20 protein-coding genes are annotated in these 19,089 nt (G+C 72.5%); 8 read left to right on the forward strand and 12 right to left on the reverse strand.

All coding sequences use genetic code 11. The features are described 5' to 3' along the window. Positions 1 to 2 precede the first annotated feature (2 nt). Positions 3 to 683 (reverse strand): TetR/AcrR family transcriptional regulator, encoded by a 681-nt coding sequence (locus tag QRX60_RS22995; protein ID WP_286002831.1) that lies wholly within the window; start codon positions 681 to 683, stop codon positions 3 to 5. A gap of 67 nt (positions 684 to 750) precedes the next feature. Here QRX60_RS22995 and QRX60_RS23000 point away from each other — a divergent pair, with 67 nt between their 5' ends. Both QRX60_RS23000 and QRX60_RS23005 read left to right on the forward strand, forming a co-directional pair. Next, positions 751 to 1,860, forward strand: a complete 1,110-nt coding sequence (locus QRX60_RS23000) for an FAD-dependent oxidoreductase (RefSeq protein WP_286002832.1) — start codon at positions 751 to 753, stop codon at positions 1,858 to 1,860. 140 nt (positions 1,861 to 2,000) lie between these two features. Then, positions 2,001 to 3,248 (forward strand): cytochrome P450 family protein, encoded by a 1,248-nt coding sequence (locus QRX60_RS23005; protein WP_286002833.1) that lies wholly within the window; start codon positions 2,001 to 2,003, stop codon positions 3,246 to 3,248. A gap of 19 nt (positions 3,249 to 3,267) precedes the next feature. Here the strand turns inward: QRX60_RS23005 and QRX60_RS23010 are convergent, their stop codons facing one another. Genes QRX60_RS23010 through QRX60_RS23035 form a run of 6 tightly spaced genes read right to left on the reverse strand, consistent with a single transcriptional unit; the run spans position 3,268 to position 9,204 of the window. After that, positions 3,268 to 4,818, reverse strand: a complete 1,551-nt coding sequence (locus tag QRX60_RS23010) for a fused response regulator/phosphatase (protein ID WP_286002834.1) — start codon at positions 4,816 to 4,818, stop codon at positions 3,268 to 3,270. 1 nt (position 4,819) lies between these two features. Next, positions 4,820 to 6,568, reverse strand: a complete 1,749-nt coding sequence (locus QRX60_RS23015) for an ATP-binding response regulator (protein ID WP_286002835.1) — start codon at positions 6,566 to 6,568, stop codon at positions 4,820 to 4,822. Continuing rightward, positions 6,565 to 7,587: an ATP-binding SpoIIE family protein phosphatase gene (locus tag QRX60_RS23020; protein WP_286002836.1), complete on the reverse strand. Its 1,023-nt coding sequence runs from the start codon at positions 7,585 to 7,587 to the stop codon at positions 6,565 to 6,567. Before QRX60_RS23020 ends, QRX60_RS23015 begins: the two co-directional genes overlap by 4 nt. After that, positions 7,584 to 7,994: an ATP-binding protein gene (locus QRX60_RS23025; protein ID WP_286002837.1), complete on the reverse strand. Its 411-nt coding sequence runs from the start codon at positions 7,992 to 7,994 to the stop codon at positions 7,584 to 7,586. The genes QRX60_RS23020 and QRX60_RS23025 overlap by 4 nt, the downstream gene beginning before the upstream one ends. Beyond that, on the reverse strand, positions 7,991 to 8,356 hold the full coding sequence (locus tag QRX60_RS23030; protein WP_286002838.1) for an STAS domain-containing protein: 366 nt from the start codon (positions 8,354 to 8,356) through the stop codon (positions 7,991 to 7,993). The genes QRX60_RS23025 and QRX60_RS23030 overlap by 4 nt, the downstream gene beginning before the upstream one ends. After that, positions 8,356 to 9,204, reverse strand: a complete 849-nt coding sequence (locus QRX60_RS23035) for an STAS domain-containing protein (RefSeq protein ID WP_286002839.1) — start codon at positions 9,202 to 9,204, stop codon at positions 8,356 to 8,358. Before QRX60_RS23035 ends, QRX60_RS23030 begins: the two co-directional genes overlap by 1 nt. Positions 9,205 to 9,369: 165 nt before the next feature. On the opposite strand from QRX60_RS23035, the gene QRX60_RS23040 reads away from it, so the two are divergent. From QRX60_RS23040 to QRX60_RS23050, 3 genes are all read left to right on the forward strand, one after another. Next, the gene (locus QRX60_RS23040) at positions 9,370 to 9,726 is read left to right on the forward strand and encodes an STAS domain-containing protein (RefSeq protein ID WP_286002840.1); all 357 of its coding nucleotides are present in this window, start codon (positions 9,370 to 9,372) and stop codon (positions 9,724 to 9,726) included. Next, positions 9,723 to 10,151 (forward strand): ATP-binding protein, encoded by a 429-nt coding sequence (locus QRX60_RS23045; protein WP_286002841.1) that lies wholly within the window; start codon positions 9,723 to 9,725, stop codon positions 10,149 to 10,151. Before QRX60_RS23040 ends, QRX60_RS23045 begins: the two co-directional genes overlap by 4 nt. A gap of 144 nt (positions 10,152 to 10,295) precedes the next feature. Next, positions 10,296 to 11,624 (forward strand): jacalin-like lectin, encoded by a 1,329-nt coding sequence (locus QRX60_RS23050; protein ID WP_286002842.1) that lies wholly within the window; start codon positions 10,296 to 10,298, stop codon positions 11,622 to 11,624. 13 nt (positions 11,625 to 11,637) lie between these two features. Here the strand turns inward: QRX60_RS23050 and QRX60_RS23055 are convergent, their stop codons facing one another. From QRX60_RS23055 to QRX60_RS23065, 3 genes are all read right to left on the reverse strand, one after another. Next, on the reverse strand, positions 11,638 to 12,402 hold the full coding sequence (locus QRX60_RS23055; RefSeq protein WP_286002843.1) for a DUF1206 domain-containing protein: 765 nt from the start codon (positions 12,400 to 12,402) through the stop codon (positions 11,638 to 11,640). Positions 12,403 to 12,477: 75 nt separating this feature from the next. Further along, entirely contained in the window at positions 12,478 to 13,854 is a 1,377-nt protein-coding gene (locus QRX60_RS23060) for a phenylacetate--CoA ligase family protein (protein WP_286002844.1), read from the reverse strand. Beyond that, the gene (locus QRX60_RS23065; protein ID WP_286002845.1) at positions 13,823 to 14,497 is read right to left on the reverse strand and encodes a TetR/AcrR family transcriptional regulator; all 675 of its coding nucleotides are present in this window, start codon (positions 14,495 to 14,497) and stop codon (positions 13,823 to 13,825) included. Before QRX60_RS23065 ends, QRX60_RS23060 begins: the two co-directional genes overlap by 32 nt. 195 nt (positions 14,498 to 14,692) lie before the next feature. Here QRX60_RS23065 and QRX60_RS23070 point away from each other — a divergent pair, with 195 nt between their 5' ends. Continuing rightward, the gene (locus tag QRX60_RS23070; RefSeq protein ID WP_286002846.1) at positions 14,693 to 16,012 is read left to right on the forward strand and encodes a GH25 family lysozyme; all 1,320 of its coding nucleotides are present in this window, start codon (positions 14,693 to 14,695) and stop codon (positions 16,010 to 16,012) included. A gap of 23 nt (positions 16,013 to 16,035) precedes the next feature. Then, on the forward strand, positions 16,036 to 16,776 hold the full coding sequence (locus QRX60_RS23075; protein WP_286002847.1) for a D-Ala-D-Ala carboxypeptidase family metallohydrolase: 741 nt from the start codon (positions 16,036 to 16,038) through the stop codon (positions 16,774 to 16,776). A gap of 80 nt (positions 16,777 to 16,856) precedes the next feature. On the opposite strand, the gene QRX60_RS23080 is transcribed toward QRX60_RS23075, so the two are convergent. Both QRX60_RS23080 and QRX60_RS23085 read right to left on the reverse strand, forming a co-directional pair. Continuing rightward, a complete protein-coding gene (locus tag QRX60_RS23080) occupies positions 16,857 to 17,837 on the reverse strand; it encodes a helix-turn-helix domain-containing protein (RefSeq protein ID WP_286002848.1) in 981 nt (326 codons plus the stop codon). Positions 17,838 to 17,989: 152 nt separating this feature from the next. Beyond that, on the reverse strand, positions 17,990 to 18,343 hold the full coding sequence (locus tag QRX60_RS23085) for a hypothetical protein (protein ID WP_286002849.1): 354 nt from the start codon (positions 18,341 to 18,343) through the stop codon (positions 17,990 to 17,992). A gap of 72 nt (positions 18,344 to 18,415) precedes the next feature. On the opposite strand from QRX60_RS23085, the gene QRX60_RS23090 reads away from it, so the two are divergent. After that, positions 18,416 to 18,982, forward strand: coding sequence for a DinB family protein (locus QRX60_RS23090; protein ID WP_286002850.1), 567 nt, complete (start codon positions 18,416 to 18,418; stop codon positions 18,980 to 18,982). Positions 18,983 to 19,089 lie beyond the last annotated feature (107 nt).

The raw sequence follows: 19,089 nt of genomic DNA on the forward strand, positions 1-19,089 counted from the left end.
GTTCAGTCCGCGATGCCGGCTCCGATGCCGTCGAGGAGGAAGCCGAGGCCGGTCCGGAAGGTCTCGTCGGCGTCCAGGTGGACGGCGTCGCGGACGACCGTGGCCAGCGCGGGGTACCGGCCGGTCGCGAAAGTCCGCTCCAGATAAGGCCCGAAGCTGACCTGCCACTGCCTCTTGTCCATCCCCGAGGCCCGTTCGGCGCGCCGCTCGGCGATCTCCCGGCGGACCGTCCCGATGACGTACGCGTCGACCGCGGTGACCACCGGCATGACGATGTCCACGTCGACGCCGTCGAGCGCGGCCAGCACGGCCTCGCCCCTGGCCAGCGCGTGCGGCCCGAGCTGGGGCCGCCCGCCGATCAGGTCGGCGAGCCATTCGTGCCGGTGCACGGCTCGCCGGGTGGATTCGGCGACGGAACGCAGCACCTCCCGCCACCCGTCGCCGGCCGGCCGGATCTCGGCGTAGACCGCGTCGACCATCAGGTCGAGCAGCTCCTCCTTGGTGGCGAGGTAGCCGTAGAGCCGCATCGGCCCGACGTCCAGGGCGGCGGCGACCTTGCGCAGCGACACCGCTTCCAGCCCGTCCGCGTCGGCCAGCCCGATCGCGGCGCGGACGATCCGCTCCCGGCTCAGCGGGGCCGGCACCGGTCGGTCCGGTGGCTCCGGCCGCTCCCACACCAACATGCGCTGACAGTACATCGCCTCCTTCGATACACTGTATTCGGCAATACAGTGTATCGAAGGGGGAGCCATGACGATCGCCATCGTCGGAGCCGGGCTGGGCGGCCTGGCCCTCGCGCGGATGCTGCACGTGAAGGGGATCGACGCCGTCGTGTACGAACGGGAACCGTCGCGCGACGCGCGCGGCCAGGGCGGCATGCTCGACATCCACTCCGGGCAGCGGGCGCTGCGCGAGGCCGGCTTGCTCGACCGGTTCCACGCGATCGCCCGGCCCGAAGGCCAGGACATGCGGCTTCTCGAGCCGGACGGCACCTTGCTGCTCCAGGAGGACACCCCGGACGACGCCCCGTCCTTGCGCCCCGAGGTCGACCGCGCCGATCTGCGCGACCTGCTGCTGGATTCCGTCCCCGAAGGCACGGTGCGCTGGGGGCACGCGTTCGAATCCGCCGGCGACGGCGTGCTGCACTTCGCCGACGGCCGCACCGCGACCTACGACCTGCTGGTCGGCGCGGACGGCGCGCAGTCCCGCGTCCGCGCGCTGCTCACCGACGCCCGCCCGGTGCACATCGGCCAGAACGTCGTCGAGGTCGGCATTCCCGACGTCGATCGCACGCACCCCGACCTCGCGGCGATGGTCGGGCGCGGCAACTACTGGGTGCTCGGCGACGGGAAGTCGCTGTCGGCGCAGCGCAACGGCGACGGCCGCGTACGCATCGGCGTCAGCTTCTACAACACCGCCGAGAACTGGTTCGCCACCAGCGGGATCCCGTTCGACGACCCGGCCGCCGCCCGGGCGCGGCTGATCGACCTGCTCGCCGGCTGGGACCCCCGGTTCACCGCGCTGATCGCGGCCTGCGACGACACGGTCGTGCCGCGGTCGATCACCACGCTCCCGATCGGCCTGACCTGGCCGTCGACACCGGGGGTCACCCTGATCGGCGATGCCGCGCACCTGATGCCGCCGGTGGGCGAGGGGGCCAACATGGCGCTGCTCGACGGTGTCCTGCTCGCCCTCGCGCTGGCCGCGCACCCGGACGGCTTCCCCGCCGCCGTCGAGGAATACGAACGCGAAATGTTCGAACGCACCGGGGCGGCCGGCCGGATGTCCGCGGACATGCAGGAACTGCTGATGTCGCCGGACGCCGCGCGGCGGATGCTCGCGTTCTTCCAGCCGGGCTGAACCCGCGCTCGGGCTTTCTTGCTTTGCCGTCACGGGAATCGCCGTGCTGCTGGTAAGAACGAAGGACGGCCCGCGGTTCGGCGTGGGCCGTTTCGGGCAACCGGCGGCGGGCCCGTTCCGGTTGGGGGAAAGGAAGCCAGATGACCGGCGGCGACGTCTTGCGGCTCGACACGAACGGCCAGGACGTGCACGAAGAGGGCAGGCTCCTGCGCGCCGAAGGCCCGGCCGGGCTCGTGGAGCTGCCCGGCGGGGTCCGGGCGTGGGCGGTCGCGGACGCGGCCACCCTGCGGATACTCCTGACCGACCCCCGGGTGTCGAAGGACGCCCGCGCGCACTGGACCGCCTGGCGCGAAGGGCGGATCGGCGAAGACTGGCCGCTGGCGATCTGGGTGTCGGTGCGCAACATGTTCACCTCCTACGGCGCCGACCACCGGAGGCTGCGGGCCTTGGTGTCCAAGGCTTTCACCGCCCGCCACGTGGAAGCCATGCGGCCGGAGGTCGACCGGATCACGACCGAGCTGCTCGACCGGCTCGCGCACTCGGGCGCGGGCGGGGAGCCGGTCGACCTGCGCGAGGGGTTCGCCTACCCGCTGCCGGTCGAGGTGATCTGCCGGCTGTTCGGCGTGCCGCCCGGCCGCCGGTCCGCGATGCGCTCGGTCGTGGACACCATCTTCGACACCACGGTCACCGCCGCCCGGGCCCAAGCGAATGCGCTCGAGCTGTACGAGCTCATGCGCGGCCTGGTCGCCGACAAGACCGCGAACCCCGGCGACGACCTCACCAGCGCCCTGATCACCGCGCGGGCCGAGGACGCCGGCCGGCTCGACGCCGACGAGCTGGTCGACACCCTCATACTCATGCTGACCGCGGGCCACGAAACCACCGTCAACCTCCTCGACCACGCGATCACCGCGCTGCTGACCCACCCCGGGCAGCTCGCCGACGTCCTGCGCGGCACGCACACCTGGGCCGCGGTCATCGAGGAAACGCTGCGCTGGCAGGCCCCCGTCCCGTACCTGCCGTTGCGGTACGCGGTCGAAGACATCGTCCTGGCGGACGGCACGGTCATCGCCGCGGGGGACCCGATCCTCGCGGCCTACGCGGCGGCTGGCCGTGATCCGGCCGAACACGGCCCGACGGCCGATCGCTTCGACCTGTCCCGCGAGGACAAGCAGCACCTGGCCTTCGGGCACGGCGTGCACTTCTGCCTGGGTGCTCCGCTGGCCCGGCTCGAGGCCGCCATCGCGCTGCCCGCACTGTTCGCCCGGTTCCCCGGGCTCCGGCTGGCCGTGGATCCGGCGGAGCTGGCGACCGTCCCGTCGTTCCTGTCCAACGGCCACACCGCCATCCCGGCGTTGCTCGGCGCGGGGGAAGAGCCGGTGACGTGACGACGGGTGCGCCGGACCTTCAGGCCTCGCGCCGGAAGGCGAGGAGGGCGATGTCGTCCTGGGCGTCGCGGCCGAACTCGTCGAGCAGTTCGTCGCACAGCGCCTCGAGGTTCGCGTCGTGCGCGACGGCTCCGGCGAGGGCGGCCATCCCGGCGTCGAGGTCCCGGCCGGACCGCTCGATGAGCCCGTCGGTGATCAGGAGCACGAGGGTGCCCACCGGGAGCTCGATCTTCGTCGACTCGGGGCGGGGGAGCCCGACGCCGAGCAGCGGCCCGCGGATCTCGAGGAACCGCGGTCCGGCCGCGTCGGCCAGCAGCGGCGGGATGTGGCCCGCGCAGGCCACTTCCGTGGATCCGGTCGCGGGATCCACGAGCAGGAGGCACGCGGTCGTGAGGCCCTCGGGGTGGAAGCGGCTGACCACCGCGTCGAGGCGGTCGAGGATGGCCACCAGGCCGTGCCCTTCGACGGCGTAGGCGCGCAGCGCGTGCCGCACTTCGCCCATCACCAGGGCGGCGTCGAGCGAGTGGCCCGAGACGTCGCCCACCGCGATGAGCAGGCGCCCGTCGAGCTCGGTCACTTCGTAGAAGTCGCCACCGATCTCGGTGTGGCGGGAGGCGGGCAGGTAGCGAGCCGCCATCGGCAGCTCCCGGCTGCTCGGGAGGCTGCGGGGCAGGAGACTCCGCTGCAGCGCCACGGCCAGGTCGCGCTCCCGGGACAGCGTGCGCAGGGCGTCGGCGGCCAGGGCGCTCACCTGGCCCAGCTGGATCAGGACGTCCCGGTCCTGGTCGGTGGCCGCCACCGCGTCGTCGACCGCGACGCACACGACGTCGGCGCCGGGTTTCGCCCGGGCCAGCACGATCGTGGAGCTGCGCCCGGGCCGCCACGCGAGCTCGTGGCCGCCGCTGACGGCGGTGCGCAGGTGGGGTTGCAGCAGGGACGTGGTCAGGGTGTCGAGCTCGGCCGGTTCGGTGCCGGCGGACTGCCGGTGGTCTTCGGCGGCGCTCGCGGTGCGCACCGAGCCCTGCGACGTCGTCGCCAGCGCGGTCGCCGGGGCCGCGAAGATCGCCGCCGCGCCCGCGGCGACCGCGGCCAGGAAGCCGTCGAACGTCGTCGCGGAGTTGATGGCGAGCGTGGCTTCGGTGAGCTTCGTCAGCCGGTGGGCCAGCAGTTCGGCCACGGCGCGGGCGCGGTGGTAGCGCAACGCCGATTCGACCACCGCGACCAGCTCGGCCGGGGCCACCGGTTCGATGAGGTAGCCGTCGGCGCCGCGGTTGAGCCCGTGGGTCCGGTCGTCCGTCTCGATCGCGGTGGCGGACATGTGGATCACCGGGATGGCGGAGGTGGCCGGGTCGGCCTTGATCCGCTCGCAGACCTCGATCCCGCTGATGTCGGGGAGGTTGACGTCGAGGAGCACGAGGTCCGGCCGGTGCTCGGCGACCGCCTCGATCCCCGCGCCGCCGGTGGCCGCCTCGACGACGTGGTAGCCGTTGCGGCGCAGCCAGCTGCCGGCCAGGTAGCGGCTGGCTTCCAGGTCGTCGACGATCAGGATGGTCGCGGCCGGCTCCGGCATTTCACGCCCTCCGTACTACAGCGAACGCTTCCCCGACAGCGAGCCTGACGGTTTCGGCGGAGATCTGCGACTTGAGCAGCAGCGCCGCGCGCAGCCCGGTCGCGGTGAGATCCATCCCGCCCGGCACCGCGGAGGTGACCACGACGACGGGCAGGTCGCACAGTTCCGGCTTCGCGCGGAGCACGGCGAGGACCTCCCGGCCGTTCATGCCGGCCATGGCCAGGTCGAGGAAGACCACGTCGGGCCGGAACGCGGAGAGCGTCTCCAGCGCTTCCCGGCCGTCACCGGCCACCCGGACCTCGGGGGAGAGCTCGGCGATCCGGCGGGTGAACTCGTCGCGGAACACCGGGTCGTCGTCGACGACGAGCACGCTGCCGAGCGCGGTGATGTCGCCGCCGCGAGGCCGGGCGGGCAACCGCAGCTCCACCGTGGTGCCCCGGTCGACCTCGCTGGTCAGGTCGAGCTCACCGCCGAGGATTTCGGCCAGCTTCCGCGCGTAGGACAGGCCCAGTCCGGTCCCGGAGGTCTTCGCCTGCAGCTTGTTCCGGACCTGGTGGAACTCTTCGAAGACGCGGTCGAGCTGGTGGGCCGGGATGCCGATCCCGGTGTCGGTGACGGTGAAGCGGACGTGCTCGTCGCCGGCGGCGGTGACGGCGAGGCTGACCGAACCGCGCTCGGTGAACTTGACGGCGTTGGAGAGCAGGTTGCGGAGAATGCGCACGAGCATGGTCTCGTCGGTGACGAGCGTGCCGACCTCGGTGTCCTCGATGCGGAGCTCGACCCCGGCCGGAACGGTCGAGCGCAGCACGCCGTGCAGGTGGAGGAGCACGGTGCGGACGTCGACGGGCGTCGGCTGGGGCACCAGCCGGCCGGATTCGGCTTTGGCGGTGTCGAGCAGCTCGTTGACCAGGGCGAGCAGCGTTTCCCCGGAGTCGTTGATCAGCCGGACCTGGCGCTGCTGGTCGGCGGAGAGCGGTTCGGATCCCGCGGCGCCGAGCATGCGCGCGAGGCCGACGATCGAGTTGACCGGTGCGCGCAGCTCGTGGCTGATGTTCGACCAGAAGCGGGTCTTGGCTTCGTTGACGGCGGCCAGCTGCGTCGTCTTCTCGTTGATCTCGGCGTAGAGCGCCACGACGCCGCGGTTGGTCTCTTCGAGCTCTTCGGAAAGCTCCTTGTACAGCGCGACGACGCCCTGGTTGGTTTCTTCGAGCTCTTCGTTGAGCCGTTCCAGCTCCTGCCGCTTGCTTTCGAGGTCGTCGAGCGCGGTGAGCAGCTCCTGGTTCTGGGCGCGCAGCTCGTCGAGCGGGCCGGTGGCCCGGCCGCCGGCGAGCCGTTCGCGCAGGACGTCGAGAGAAATGATCATGGGCGCTGAACCTGCCGTCGTGCCCTTCGTCAGGGTCATGGTGCCGTGGCCGGCCTCGTGGGTGGTGGTGACCTCGTCCATCAGCCGGACCGTGGTTTCCCGGCTGACGTCGAGGACGTCTTCGGCGGGCGGGCCCTGCCAGGTGATCTCGATCGCCAGCCGGGGGGCCGTCGTCGAGGTCAGCGCGAAGCTGACGGTCGCTTCGGTGCCGCTGCGCACGAGGTCGCGGCCGACGTCGCTGAGGGCGGTGGCCACGCGGACCTGGTCCTGCGGATCGAGGCCGATCGCCCGGGCCGCTTCCCGGCCGTACTGCCGCATCGCGAACACGCCGGACTCGGCGGACAGGGTCATCCGCAGGAGCTCGTTCGTGCGGCGCCGGGGGGTCATGGCCGCGGCTTGCCGACGAGGACGCTCGCGTCGTCGTTGCGGACGCCGGCGTCGCGCACCAGCGCGGCGGCGATCACCAGCGGGGTGCTGTCGAACAGGGCGTTCCACTGGCCGGGGCGCCACTTCTCGGTGAGCCCGTCGCTGTGCAGCACGACCGCGGCACCGGCGGGCAGCTCGTGGTCGAAGGCGCGGATCGTGCGGGCCTGGTAGCCCGCGATCCCGGGCACCGAGACCATGCCCTGTTTCCGGTCCTCGAGGACGACGGCGGCGGCGATGTTGCCCAGCCCGGCGAAGCGGACCCGCCCCTCGGCCGGAACGAGGTCCGCGACGGCGACGGCACCGCCCCGGCTGCTTCGCAGCGCGGAGTGGATCGCGGCGATCACCTGTTCCGGCGGTTCCCCGGCCGGCCGCTCGCAGAAGATCCGGACGGCCTCCTGAGCCGCGCTGGCCGCCAGCGGGCCGTGCCCGGAGCCGTCGCACATCATCAGCCGCATGCGGCCGTCCGCCCGCATCACGGCGTAGGCGTCGCCGCAGACCTCTTCCCCGGTGATCGGCCGCGTCATCCCGGCCGCGTCGTCGGCCAGGTCCGCCCCGGCCGGCCGGAACCGGGCGGTGACGACCGTGCCGCGGCCCGGCTCGGAGAACACCGTGACCGTGTCGGAGAGCCGGTGCACCGCCCCGAGCCCGACCCCGAGGGTGCCGGTGGTGGAGTGGCCGTCCTCGATCGCCACGGCCGGGTCGGCGATGCCCGGACCGCGGTCGGCGGCGACGACCTCCACCGCGGCGTGGGTGGTCGCGCGGACCGAGCGGACCACGAGCGTCCCCTGCCGCGCGTGGCGGTCCAGGTTCGTGGCCAGCTCCGTGACGACGATGCCGACCTCGGCGGTCCGCTTCTCCGTGAAGCCCAGCCGCTCGGCCAGGCCGGTGGCGACCCGGCGCGCCCGCCCCGCGGCCGTGGGGTCGTCGACGGTCACCCAGGCGACGTCCTCGGTGACCGGCAGGCAGTCCGTGACGGTCATCGCGACCACTTGACCACGGTCACTTCGGTGCCCCGGCCCACCTCGGTGTCCAGGGTGAACTCGTCCACGAGCCGGCGTGCCCCGCTCAGGCCGAGGCCGAGGCCCTTGCCGCTGCTCCAGCCGTCGGCCAGCGCGAGGTCGGTGTCGGGGATGCCGGGACCGTCGTCGTGGAAGACGGCCTTGACGCCCGCGCGGCGGCCGTCGTCGACGACCTCGATCCGGGCGATGCCGCCGCGGCCGTAGACGAGGGTGTTGCGGGCGAGCTCGCTGGTCGCGGTGACGAGCTTGGTCTGGTCGACGAGGGAGAGCTTGATCTGCTGGGCGAGGACCCGGACCGACTGGCGGACACGGACCACGTCGGAGTCCGTGACGATGGGAATCTCCTCCACCACGCCGGCGGAGGTCATCTCCGGGCCGCCCGGAGACCGCGCAGGATCTCCATGCCCTTGTCCAGGTTCAACGCCGTGCGGACGCCGCCGAGCGTCAGGCCGAGCTCGACGAGCGTGATCGCGACGGCCGGCCGCATGCCGACCACCACGGTGTCGGCGTCGAACAGCCGCGACAGCGACGCGATCGTCGCGAACATCCGGCCGATGAAGGAGTCGACGATCTCCACCGCGGAGATGTCGATCACCACCCCGGAGGCGCCGGTCGAGCTGATCCGGTCCGCGAGGTCTTCCTGCAGCGTGAGGACGCTCTGGTCCTCCAGGTCGACCTGGATCGAGACCAGCAGGACGTCGCCGATCTCGAGAATCGGGATCCGCTCCATCAGGCGGGCCTCTTCTCGCCCCGCACGAGTTCCACACCCTCGAAGCGGAGGGCGTGCCGCAGGGCGTCGGCGAGCGTCGCCTTGGTCGTGATGTCGCCGAACTCGATCCCGAGCGCGACGATCGTCTGGGCGATCTGGGGCCGGATGCCCGAAATGGTGCATTCGGCGCCCATCAGCCGCGCCGCGACGACGGTCTTGAGCAGGTGCTGCGCCACCTGGGTGTCGACGGCCAGGACACCCGTGATGTCGATGATCGCGTGCTGGGAGCTGGTCTCGACCAGGGCTTCGAGGAGCTTCTCCATCACGACCTGGGTGCGCGCCGAGTCGAGCGTCCCGACCAGGGGCACGGCGAGGACGCCTTCCCACAGCTTCACGACGGGCGTCGTCAGCTCGAGCAGCTGCTCGGACTGCTCCCTGATGATCTCTTCGCGCGCGGACGCGTACGTCTCGAACGTCCACAGGCCCAGCCCGTCGAGCAGCCCGGAGAAGGCCATGAGCTGGCGGAAGACCGCCGGGTCGTCGTTGCCCTCGGTCAGTTCGAAGACGGCCTGCTTCAGCGCGAAGACGCTCGACGCGGTCTCGGCGGGGCTGAACCCCTGGCGCGCGCGGTTCCGGGACAGGTCGGCCAGGAAGGCGCGCAGCTCGCGGTGCCGGTCACCGTCGAGGCCGTCGGCGGACTCGTCCGCGACCGGGAGCAGGGTGGTGAACAGCTCGCCCAGGTCACGCTGCAGTTCCGTGGTCGTCGTGCGCCCGCGCAGACCGGCGCCGGCCAGCTCGGCCCAGCGCGCGACCAGGCTGTCGCCGTGCTCGCGCAGCAAATCCGACAGCCGCCCCTGACCCGCAGTCATCCAGAGCCCTCCTCGCCTTCGCGGTCCGTCCGCGAACCTTAGCCTGGCCGATCGGCTGGTCCCGGGGTTCCCCGTCGCCGCCCGCCCAATCCCCTGCGCGGCGGAGTGACCCGGCACGTACGCTGGCCGAGATCGGCGCGCGCGCCGCGGAAAGGGGCCGAAGCAGTGGACAAGGGCGACTCGGCCGTCCTGCGCATCTGCCACCGGCAGGCCGGCGCGGCCCACGTGGTCGAGGTCGCCGGGGAGATCGACGCGGGCACGGCTGCCGAGTTCCGCCGTGAGCTCGCCGCGGCGGCCGTGGACAGCGCCGAGCTCGTCGTCGTCGACCTGAGTGAGGTCCGGTTCATCGACTCCGCGGGGGTGACCGTCCTCGCCGGGCTCCACCGCCGCGGCCGGGATCGCGGCGTGAGCGTCAAGGTCGTCACGCGTCAGTACGCCGTCAAGCGCGTGCTGGGCATCACCGGGCTCGACGAGCTCATCCCGGTCGTCGACGACCTGGCCGAAGCACTGCCGGCCGGATGACTGCCTACCCCGACGACGGCGAACCGGAGTTCTACGACCTCCGCGGCACGGGCTCGGCCGACCTCGCCACGGTTCGCCGGTGGGCGGCCCGCCGGCTGAGCGACCTGGGCGAGCCGCACCGCGAAGACGTCCTGCTGGTGCTGAACGAGATCGTCCAGAACGCGTACGAGCACGCGGGTGGCGCGCAACGGCTTCGGCTGACCTTCAGCGCGAATCCGTGCGAAGTGACGATCGGGGTGGAGGACGGTTCCCCGCTCCCGCCCCGCCTCCGGGAGGCCGCCGGCACGGGCTTCGGCGGACGCGGCCTGTACCTCGTCGACAAGCTCGCGACGGCTTGGGGCTCCCGGGATGATCTGCCGGTGGCGAGCAAGACGGTGTGGGCCAGGGTTTCCTGCGCTCTGGCGCACCAGGAACCCTGCCACTGACGTCGGTTTCGGGGTGCCGCGGGGGTTACCGGTCGGCGAATCCCGCCTTCCGGGCCTTGACGTGCCGGGGCCGCCCGCTGATCATCGGCGGGCGCTCGCACCGACGTCGTGCGCACCGTGCGTCCGAATGCCGCAGGAGACACCGTGAAGAAAAGCCTTGCCGCGCTGACGGTCTCGGTGGTGCTGGCCGCCGCCGCCCCGGCGGTCGCTCAGGCCGCCACCGCCGACGGGGGCAGTTTTTCCGTCCTGAGCTACAACGTCGCCGGGCTGCCCGAGGGGATCTCCAGCGCGCCGACGCCGCGGCAGTCCGCGACCGCGGAGATCGGCCGGCGGATCGGGGCTTACGACCTCGTGCACGTCGAAGAGGACTTCAACTACCACGCCGCGCTCTACTCCACCGACGCCCACCCGTACCGGACGCCGACCAGTGGCGGCGCCGGGATCGGCAGCGGGCTGAACTCGCTTTCGTCCCTGCCGTACGACGCCGACGACTTCGAGCGCGTCCGCTGGACGTCGTGCCAGCTCGACTCGGGGGACTGCCTGACGCCGAAGGGCTTCACCTTCATGCGCCTGCGCCTCGCCGAAGGGGTGTACGTCGACGCCTACAACCTGCACACGAACGCGGGCACGAACGACGGCGACGAAGTGTCACGCGCGGCCAACCTCGCCCAGCTGACCGGCTTCATCAGGACGCACTCGGCCGGCAACGCCGTCATCGTCATGGGCGACACCAACACCCGCTACACCCGCGCCGCCGACACCATCGCGGGTTTCGCCGCGGACAACGGGTTGACCGACGCCTGGGTCGAGCTGGTGCGCGGCGGCGCCGCCCCGGCACCGGGCAGCCCGGCGCTGGTCTGCGACGAGCAGGTCGTGACCGACGACTGCGAGGTCGTCGACAAGGTCCTTTACCGCGGCAGCAAGCTGATCTCCCTGAACGCGACGTCGTACGCCAACGAACACGCGAAGTTCCTGGACGACCAGGGCAGGATGCTCTCCGACCACGACCCCGTCACGACGAGGTTCGGCTGGACGCGCAACCCCGCCCTCCGGCTGTCCGACCAGTTCGGCGGCCCGCACGGCGACTACTTCACCGACGTCGACGGTGTCCCGGCCGCGGCCCGGGTGCGCACTCTCCTGCTGCGCAGCGGGTCCCGGGTCGACCAGGTCGGCGTCACGCTGGCCGACGGCCGCACGCTCGCCCACGGGGGCAGCGGCGGAACGGCGACGTCGCTGACGCTGGGCAGCACCGAATACCTCACGTCGGCAACCCTGTGCCAGGGCAGCGAAGGCGGGCACACGCGGATCTTCTCGGCGCGGTTCACGACCAGCCTCGGCCGCGTGCTCGCCGGGGGTTCGGCGACGCCGGACTGCGTCACGCGGACCGCGCCCGGCGGCTGGCAGATCGCCGGCTTCCACGGGCGCGCCGGGGACGAGGTCGACAAGCTCGGTTTCGTGTACACGCAACGCTGAACCCCTCGGCCGGTCACAAGCGGCGGAACCGGGCCTCCATGAGGACGAACACGCCGAAGACCGCGATGCCCGCGGCCAGCGTCAGCAGGAGGACCTGTCCGTACGGCTGCACGGCCAGGGTCTTGAGCGCCGGATCCAGGCCCGCGGCCTTCGCGGGGTCGTAGCGGACGGCGGCCAGGACGAACATCGCGCCGACGGTTCCGTACGCGACCGCCACCGCGCACCAGCCGACCTGGCCGAGCCGCTCGATCGACCGTCGCAGCCCCGGGGAGGCGTCGCTGAAGTCGAGGTCGTGGACGAACTTCTTCCGGAGCCCGCGGTAGGCGAGGAAAGCCGCGACGACGATCACGATCGCGCCGGCCGCGATCACCGCCGCGGCTCCCCACGGTTCGCCCAGCACGGTGCCCACCACGGACCCCGCCTTGCCGGAGCCGCCCGTCGCGGTTTTGGCCGCGCTGTAGGCGACGAGGCCGTACAGGACGACCTCGATCCCGCTGGTGAACCGCCGCACCCATCGGCGTCGCGGGGACGAGTGCCGATGGCCGATGATCGCCTCGGCCAGCTGCCAAAGGGCCAGCACGCCGGTCCCCGCGGCGACCAGCCAGAGCAGCCACGCCCCGCCGCCGTCGGCGACGACCTGCAGCGCACCGGCCTTGTCGGCCTTTTCGTTGTCCCCGAGCGCGACCTGGGCGGCGAGCCACGCGACGATCAGGTGGACCAGTGCGTAGCTGGTGAGCCCGATCCGGGCGATCAGGGCGAATCTTCGTAAGTCGGGCACGGGTGGATCCTCGTCCACGGCGGCCGGTTTGACCAGACACCGGGCGCGGCGGACTCTCGCGACCGGCGACGTCGTTCAGCGGGGCCCGGCCGCCGGGATGATGCGGCGGAACTTGCCGCCCGGTTCCTGGTGCGGCGCTTCGGTGGCCCGTTCGATCGTGATGCCGGCGGCCCCGTGCTCGGCGAGCAGGCGGGTGAGCTCGTCGTGCGTGGTCCGCCAGACCTGGTCGGTGTCGGTGCCGTCGGTGAGCCGCAGGCGTACGCGCAGGGTGCCGGGCGAGGTCTGGACGAGCTGGTACTGCCCGAGCCCGGGGACGCGGTCGAGCAGCGTGCCGAAGAGCATCGGGGACAGGGAGACGGGCTCGCCGTGGGCGCCGGGGAAGGTGAGCAGGTCGGCGGCGCGTCCGTGCACCTGGACGGCGGGGAAGACGCTGCCGCACGGGCACGGGTCCGGGCGCAGCAGGATGCTGTCGCCGAGGTCGTAGCGGAGGATCGGCTGCACCCGGTTGGCGAGGTTGCTGAGCAGGACCGTGTGGGACAGCTCGCCGGGCGGCACCGGCCGGTGGTCGGCGTCGACCGGCTCGAGGACGGCCCAGTCGCTGCAGACGTGGTACCAGCCGTGCGCGCAGCCCATGGCGAGGAAGCTGCATTCGGTGGCGGCGTAGGCGGTGCTGACCTTGGCGCCGAACGCGGCGGCGAGGCGCTCCCGGCGGCCGGTCGTGCAGGTTTCGCCGCCGGGGACGACCAGCGCGGGGCGGATGCGCAGGCGGCCGGCTTCCTGTTCCCCGGCCAGCAGGGTGAGCATGCCGAGGAACCCGCTGAGGACGGCGGGGTCGAACCGGTTGAGCTCCTCGACCAGGTCCGGCAGCGGCCGGCGGATCGAGAAGACCCGCATCCGGCGGCCGAGACGGGGGTGGTCCAGCTGGAACCGGGCCGTTCCCGCCACGGTGAAGAAGTGCCCGCCGGGTGCGGTGACGATCGCCGTGCGGCCACCGCGGGCGAGCATGCGGACGGCGTCCCGCGCGGCCAGCATGCCGCCGGCGCGGGAGGCGAGCGCGGTCTCCATGCCCGTGGCCCGTTCGTCGAGCAGGAACAGGCCGCGCACGCCACTGGTGCCGGACGTGGTGGCGACCAGGTACTTGCCCAGGAACCGGTGCCCCACGAGGCCGGGGTCGGCCACGAACGCCTCGACCTTCTCCCGGGTCACCTCGCGGTCGGTGACCCAGTCGTCGAACCGGGCCATCAGGGTCTCCTTGCCGGTGACGGGAAGCCGGGCCGGGTCGTCGACGTCGCCGGGCAGGCCGCGGTAGAGCTCGCGGTAGAACGGCGAGTTCGCGCGCGCCCAGGCCACCAGCGCGGCCAGGTGCGCGCGCTGCTGCCGGGCGATTTCCGGGGGACCGCCCCGGGCGGCACGGCGTGCGTCACGGGCGAGTTGCCGACGGTTTTCCGCCATGGGGCCCGGATCCTTTCTCGTTCGTGGTTCGCCGCCCCGCGGAAAGCAGGCCGTACGAAACGATGTCGAGGGCGTGCTCGGCGGCCTCCCACAGTTCGTCCTGCGACCGGCCGAGCTGAGCGCCGGCCAGGCCGGCCTGCTGGATGGCGCCGAGCACGGCCCCGGTCATCGCCGCGGCGGTGACCGGGTCCAGCTCGCCGGGAAAGGCGTTCACCAGTCCGTCGGTGACCTGTCGCTGCATGTCCAGCAGGAGGTGCATCCCCTTGGCCTGCAGCGCCGGCGTCGTCAACGCGAGGCGGGCGGTCGCCGACAGCTCGGCGGGCTCCTTGCGGGCGGTGCCGGGCCGGCGGTGGGCGGCGTAGGCCCGGAACGCCCTCCGCACCACCTCGCCCGGGCTCTCGCCGGGCCGGCGGTCCGCGATCGCGGCCAGCAGGACGCCGACTTCCAGGTCGAGCTCGCCGAACAGCACGTCGGCCTTGGTGCGGAAGTAGTTGAAGAAGGTCTTGGGGTCGACGTCCGCCGCCTTGGCGACCTGGTCCACGGTCGTCTCTTCGTAGCCCTGCTCGTCGAACAGCCGGATCGCCGCCGAGACGATCCGCTGCCGGGTTTCCCGCTTCTTGCGGTCGCGCCGCGACTCCGCCACGGCGCAAATTTACAGACTCCGGAAAATTACAGCAACTGGAAGTTTATCGGCGTGACCGGCCGTGCCTCCCCGGCGTCCCAGCGGTGTCCCACGGGGGTGACGTTCCCGCTGGCCCAGTGGGTGGGATCGTCCCGGCGTCCCGAGTTGGGCGCCGACCGGCGACCGGCGAGGGCGACCACTGCCAGCCTCCTCGCCATGCAAAGACTCGCTCTGGCCGTCGCGGTGCTGCTGGTGCTCCCCGCCTCGGCCACCACCACCGCCGCGGCCGAACCCGTCGCGGTGTGCGGGCACACCGGTTCCCAGCCCACCCTGCAGCAAGGGGCGACCGGCGCCGCGGTCGCCGAGGCCCAGTGCGAACTGAACCTGGCCACCAAGGCGAGCCGGTACACGCCGATCGGCGCGGACGGCTCCTTCGGCCCGGCGACCGACGTCCGCGTACGCGTGTTCCAGCGGTGCGCCGCGCTGAGCGTGGACGGCCAGGTCGGGCCGAACACGTGGGCCGCGCTGAACTCGTGGGCCGCGCGGCCGAAGAAGTGCGCCACCCAGGGCACGGCGGACGCCGCGCAGGGCGTGGTGTGCGGCCACTCGACGGCCCGGCCGACCCTGCAGAGCGGCTCCACCGGCACGGACGTCAAGGAGCTCCAGTGCCGGCTGAACCTCGCCATGGAGCCGGGCCACTACCCGCCGCTGACGATCGACGGCAATTTCGGGGACGGCACCCGCACCCGGGTGATCCAGTTCCAGCACTGCGTCAACGCCAGTGCCGACGGGGTCGCCGGGCCCACCACGTGGGCGAAGGTCACCGACTGGTCCAGCCGCAACGCCTACTGCGTGCCGCCGAAGCCCGCCGGCCACCCGATCGACGGCGTGGACACGGCCAAGTACCAGCACCCCGGCGGCGCGCCGATCAACTGGGGCGCGGTGAAGGCGTCCGGTGTCGAGTTCGTGACCGTCAAGGCGACCCGCGGCCTGAACGTCACCGACGAGTACCTGGCCACGGACCTGCCCGCCGCCCGCACCGCCGGCCTCGCCGTGGGGCCGTACCACTTCTACACGGGCACGGCGGCCAACACCGGTGGTGCGCAGGCGGACCGGTTCATCGCCGCGGTGCGGGCGACCGGGTACACCGGCAAACGCGCCGGTGACCTGCCGCCCGTGTTCGACCTGGAGTGGAAGGACGACGGCTCCGGCGGCTGCCCGCCGTACGTCACCGTCGCCGACGCCAAGGCGTGGCTGGACAAGGTGCAGGCGGCGTTCGGCCGGACCCCGATCATCTACACCCAGAAGTCGTTCCTGGACGCGTGCCTGGGCGGCACCACGGCGCTCGCCGCCTATCCTATGCAGCTCGCCGACTACCGCCAGTCCGTCACGCAGCCGGCGCTGCCCGCCGGGTCGAAGACCTGGCTGATGTGGCAGTACACCGACGCGGCCATCCCCGACGGCATCCCGGCCCCGGCGACCGGGGACGTCTTCAACGGCACCCAGGCCGATCTCGACCAGCTCGCCAACCGCTGAATCCCCGCTAGGAAAGGACGAGAATGACTCTCCCCATGAGCCGCCGCACGGTGCTCCGCGGCGCGGTGGTGCTCGGCGCGGCCGCGGCCGTCAGCCCGCTGCTGCTGACGGGTACCGCCGAGGCGTACCCGTGGTCCCGCACCCTGGTGCAGGGCACCACGGGCGCCGACGTCACCGAACTCCAGATCCGGGTGGCGGGCTGGGCGGCCGACTCGCCCAGCCACAGCCGGGTCTCGATCGACGGCGAGTTCGGCCCCGGCACGGCCGCGGCGGTCCGCAGGTTCCAGGCGGCCTACGGCCTGGGCGCGGACGGCCAGGCCGGCCCGGCCACCCAGTCCGCGCTCAACGCGCTGGAGCAGAGCGACGGGTCCACCGCGCACTTCAACTTCAGCGAGTTCACCGACCGGGTGAGCGGCACCTTCAACGGCGGCAAGGTCAGCGCGGCCACCGCCGAGGAGAACGCCCGCCGCTGCATGTACAAGCTGGAGGCGCTGCGCAAGAAGCTCGGGAACAAGCCGATCACGGTGAACTCCGGGTTCCGCAGCATCGCGCACAACTCGGAGATCGGCGGCGCCAGCGACAGCATGCACCTGTACGGCACCGCGGCCGACCTGGACGTGCCGGGCGTGGCCAACAAGACCGTCTACCAGAAGGCCGAGACCTGCGGGTTCTCCGGCCTCGAGACCTACAACACCGACCACCAGCACGTGGACAGCCGGGCCGACCTCGGCCGCGCGTGGTGGTGGGAGAACGGGACGGTCTGACCGGCGACTGGGGGTCTGACGCCGGAAACCCCGCCCTCGGGGGTTTCCGGCGTCAGCACGTCGCTTCGCCCGGCTCGCGCTCAGTGCGGCTGCGGGTTCTGCAGGGCCGCCGAGCAGGACGGCCAGTCGTGGAAGTCGTGGTGCGCGCTCCACAGGCGGTGCGCCGCGTCGATGTTCCAGACCGGGTCGAACGCCTGCCGCGGCGTGCCACCCAGGTCCAGCAGGCGGGCGTCGGAGATCTGGAAGATCCCCCAGTTGCGGCTGCCGTTCGTGTTCGGCAGCACCCACAGCGGGTCGAGGAACGAGGCGCAGCGGGCGATCGCGACCGCGGTGTCCGGTGCCTCGGTGAACACGGCCCGGATCCGCTGCTCCACCATGACCGCCGACCAGCCCGCCAGGCTGGTCCGGTGGTCGTACAGCGCGGTCTTGGTGGCCTCGTCGACCACGCCGCGAGCGGGCAGGCCGGCCAGCACCTGGAACGCGGTGACCCGGCGCAGCGTTTCCGGGCCGAACGAGCCGTCGACCGAGAGCCGTCCCTGGGCCGAGACCAGCAGGTTCTGCACCTCGGTGACGCACTCGTCGTGCTGGCCCATGCTCACCGGCGGCCGGCAGGCCGCGGAGAACAGCATCCGGTCGGCGTACCGGCCGGGAGCCGGTTCGGACCCGTCGGCGGTGACCCAGACCAGGCCGCCCGCCAGCAGGACCACGATCGCGATGGCGACCGCCGCGTACCCGCGCCTGCGGGGCAGCCGCACCCGCGGCGGCGCGGTCGCGGGGACGACCGGCGGCTCGCCGTGCTCCGGCGGCACCTCCTCGACCCGGACGGCGTCGGCCAGGGCCCACAGCTGGTGCAGCTCGCGCAGTTCCTCCGCGGACGCACCACAGACCTTGGCGAACGAGTGGACCACGCGGTAGTCGGCGGGGACGCTCTTGCCGGAGCAGTACCGGTGCAGGCTGGAGCCGCTGGCCCCGGCCTGCCGGCCGAGACGTTCGTAGCCCTGCCCGCTGCGGTCCTTCAGCATGCGCAGGTAGGCGGCGAACTTGTCCGTGTGCAGTGTCACGTGACTGGAACACCTCGCTCGGGCAGCGGATGACGGACGGAAGTTAACACCGTCCAGCCGGACACCGGGCGGAAACCAACGGATTGCGCCACCCGGCCGACCGCCGACCGCCCATGTAGGGGCAACCCGCCGTCACACCCGTGGTTCCCCGGTCAGCGCAGCCAGCGCAGGGCCGCGTCGGCGCAGTCCTCGGGGCTGGTGTTGAACGCGATGGCCGCGGCGGGCGCGTGCTGCCGGACCAGGTTGACCACTCGCTCGAAGAGCTCGAGCAGGGGCTCGTGCGTGCGGATGCCGCCGCCGATCACCACGCACGCGTAGGCGTCGGCGGCCAGCGCCGCCTCGATCGTTCGCTCAGGATGCTCGTCGAGGGACACCAGGCAGTAGTCGGCCGCGATGCCGTGCTCGTCGAAGCGGGCCTGGCCGCGAGCTATCGCGGCCTGGACCGGTTCGGGGTCCCAGCCGTCGAGCTTGGCGGGGTCGAGACCGATGACCAGCACTCGTGTCATCGCCGAGACGATACGCCGGCATCGGCCGCGAGCTGTTGCCGTCCGCCGCCTCCTCCGGCGATCATGGTGGCCGTGCCCGATGAGCCAGCACCCGGCCGGCGGCCGTCCGGCATCCCGCCGCTGGCCGCGGAGGACCACACCTGCGCCGAGTGCGGGCTCTCCTATCCGACGCTCACGATCGAGGCCGCCCGCGCGATCATCGGGTCGCTGCCTCATGCGGTGGCCGCCGCGGTCGGGCAGGCGGCCACGCGGGACCTCCGGCGCCGGCCGGCACCGGACCGCTGGTCGGCGCTGGAGTACCTCTGCCACCTGCGCGACGTCTGCGTCACCTACACGATCCGGTTGCACCGGGCCCGCACCGAGGACCGGCCCGTTCTCGAGCCGATGCTCAACGACCTGCGCGCACGACGTTTCCGCTACAACGAGCGCTCCTTCGACGGAGTGCGCGACGAACTCGCGGCCTGCGCCGCCGGGCTCGGCGAAGAGATCGAGCGGCTGACCCCGCCGGACCGCGAACGCACCGTGACCCGGCTCGCGGGCGAGCACCGCACGGCCCGGTGGCTGGTCCGCCAAGCCGCCCACGAGGTCGCGCACCACCTCGAAGACATCAGGCACTGCCTGAGCGGGAGCACCCCCTAGTGTCGCGCGGTGCCGCGGCTTGTCGTGAGTGAGAAACAGGGTTAGAACACGGTTTCTCACTCACGACAACCACGGTAGACCGCGCGACGCCAGCCGCTCGTGGCTGG

The sequence above is a fragment of the Amycolatopsis mongoliensis genome (assembly GCF_030285665.1).
GTDB lineage: Bacteria > Actinomycetota > Actinomycetes > Mycobacteriales > Pseudonocardiaceae > Amycolatopsis > Amycolatopsis mongoliensis.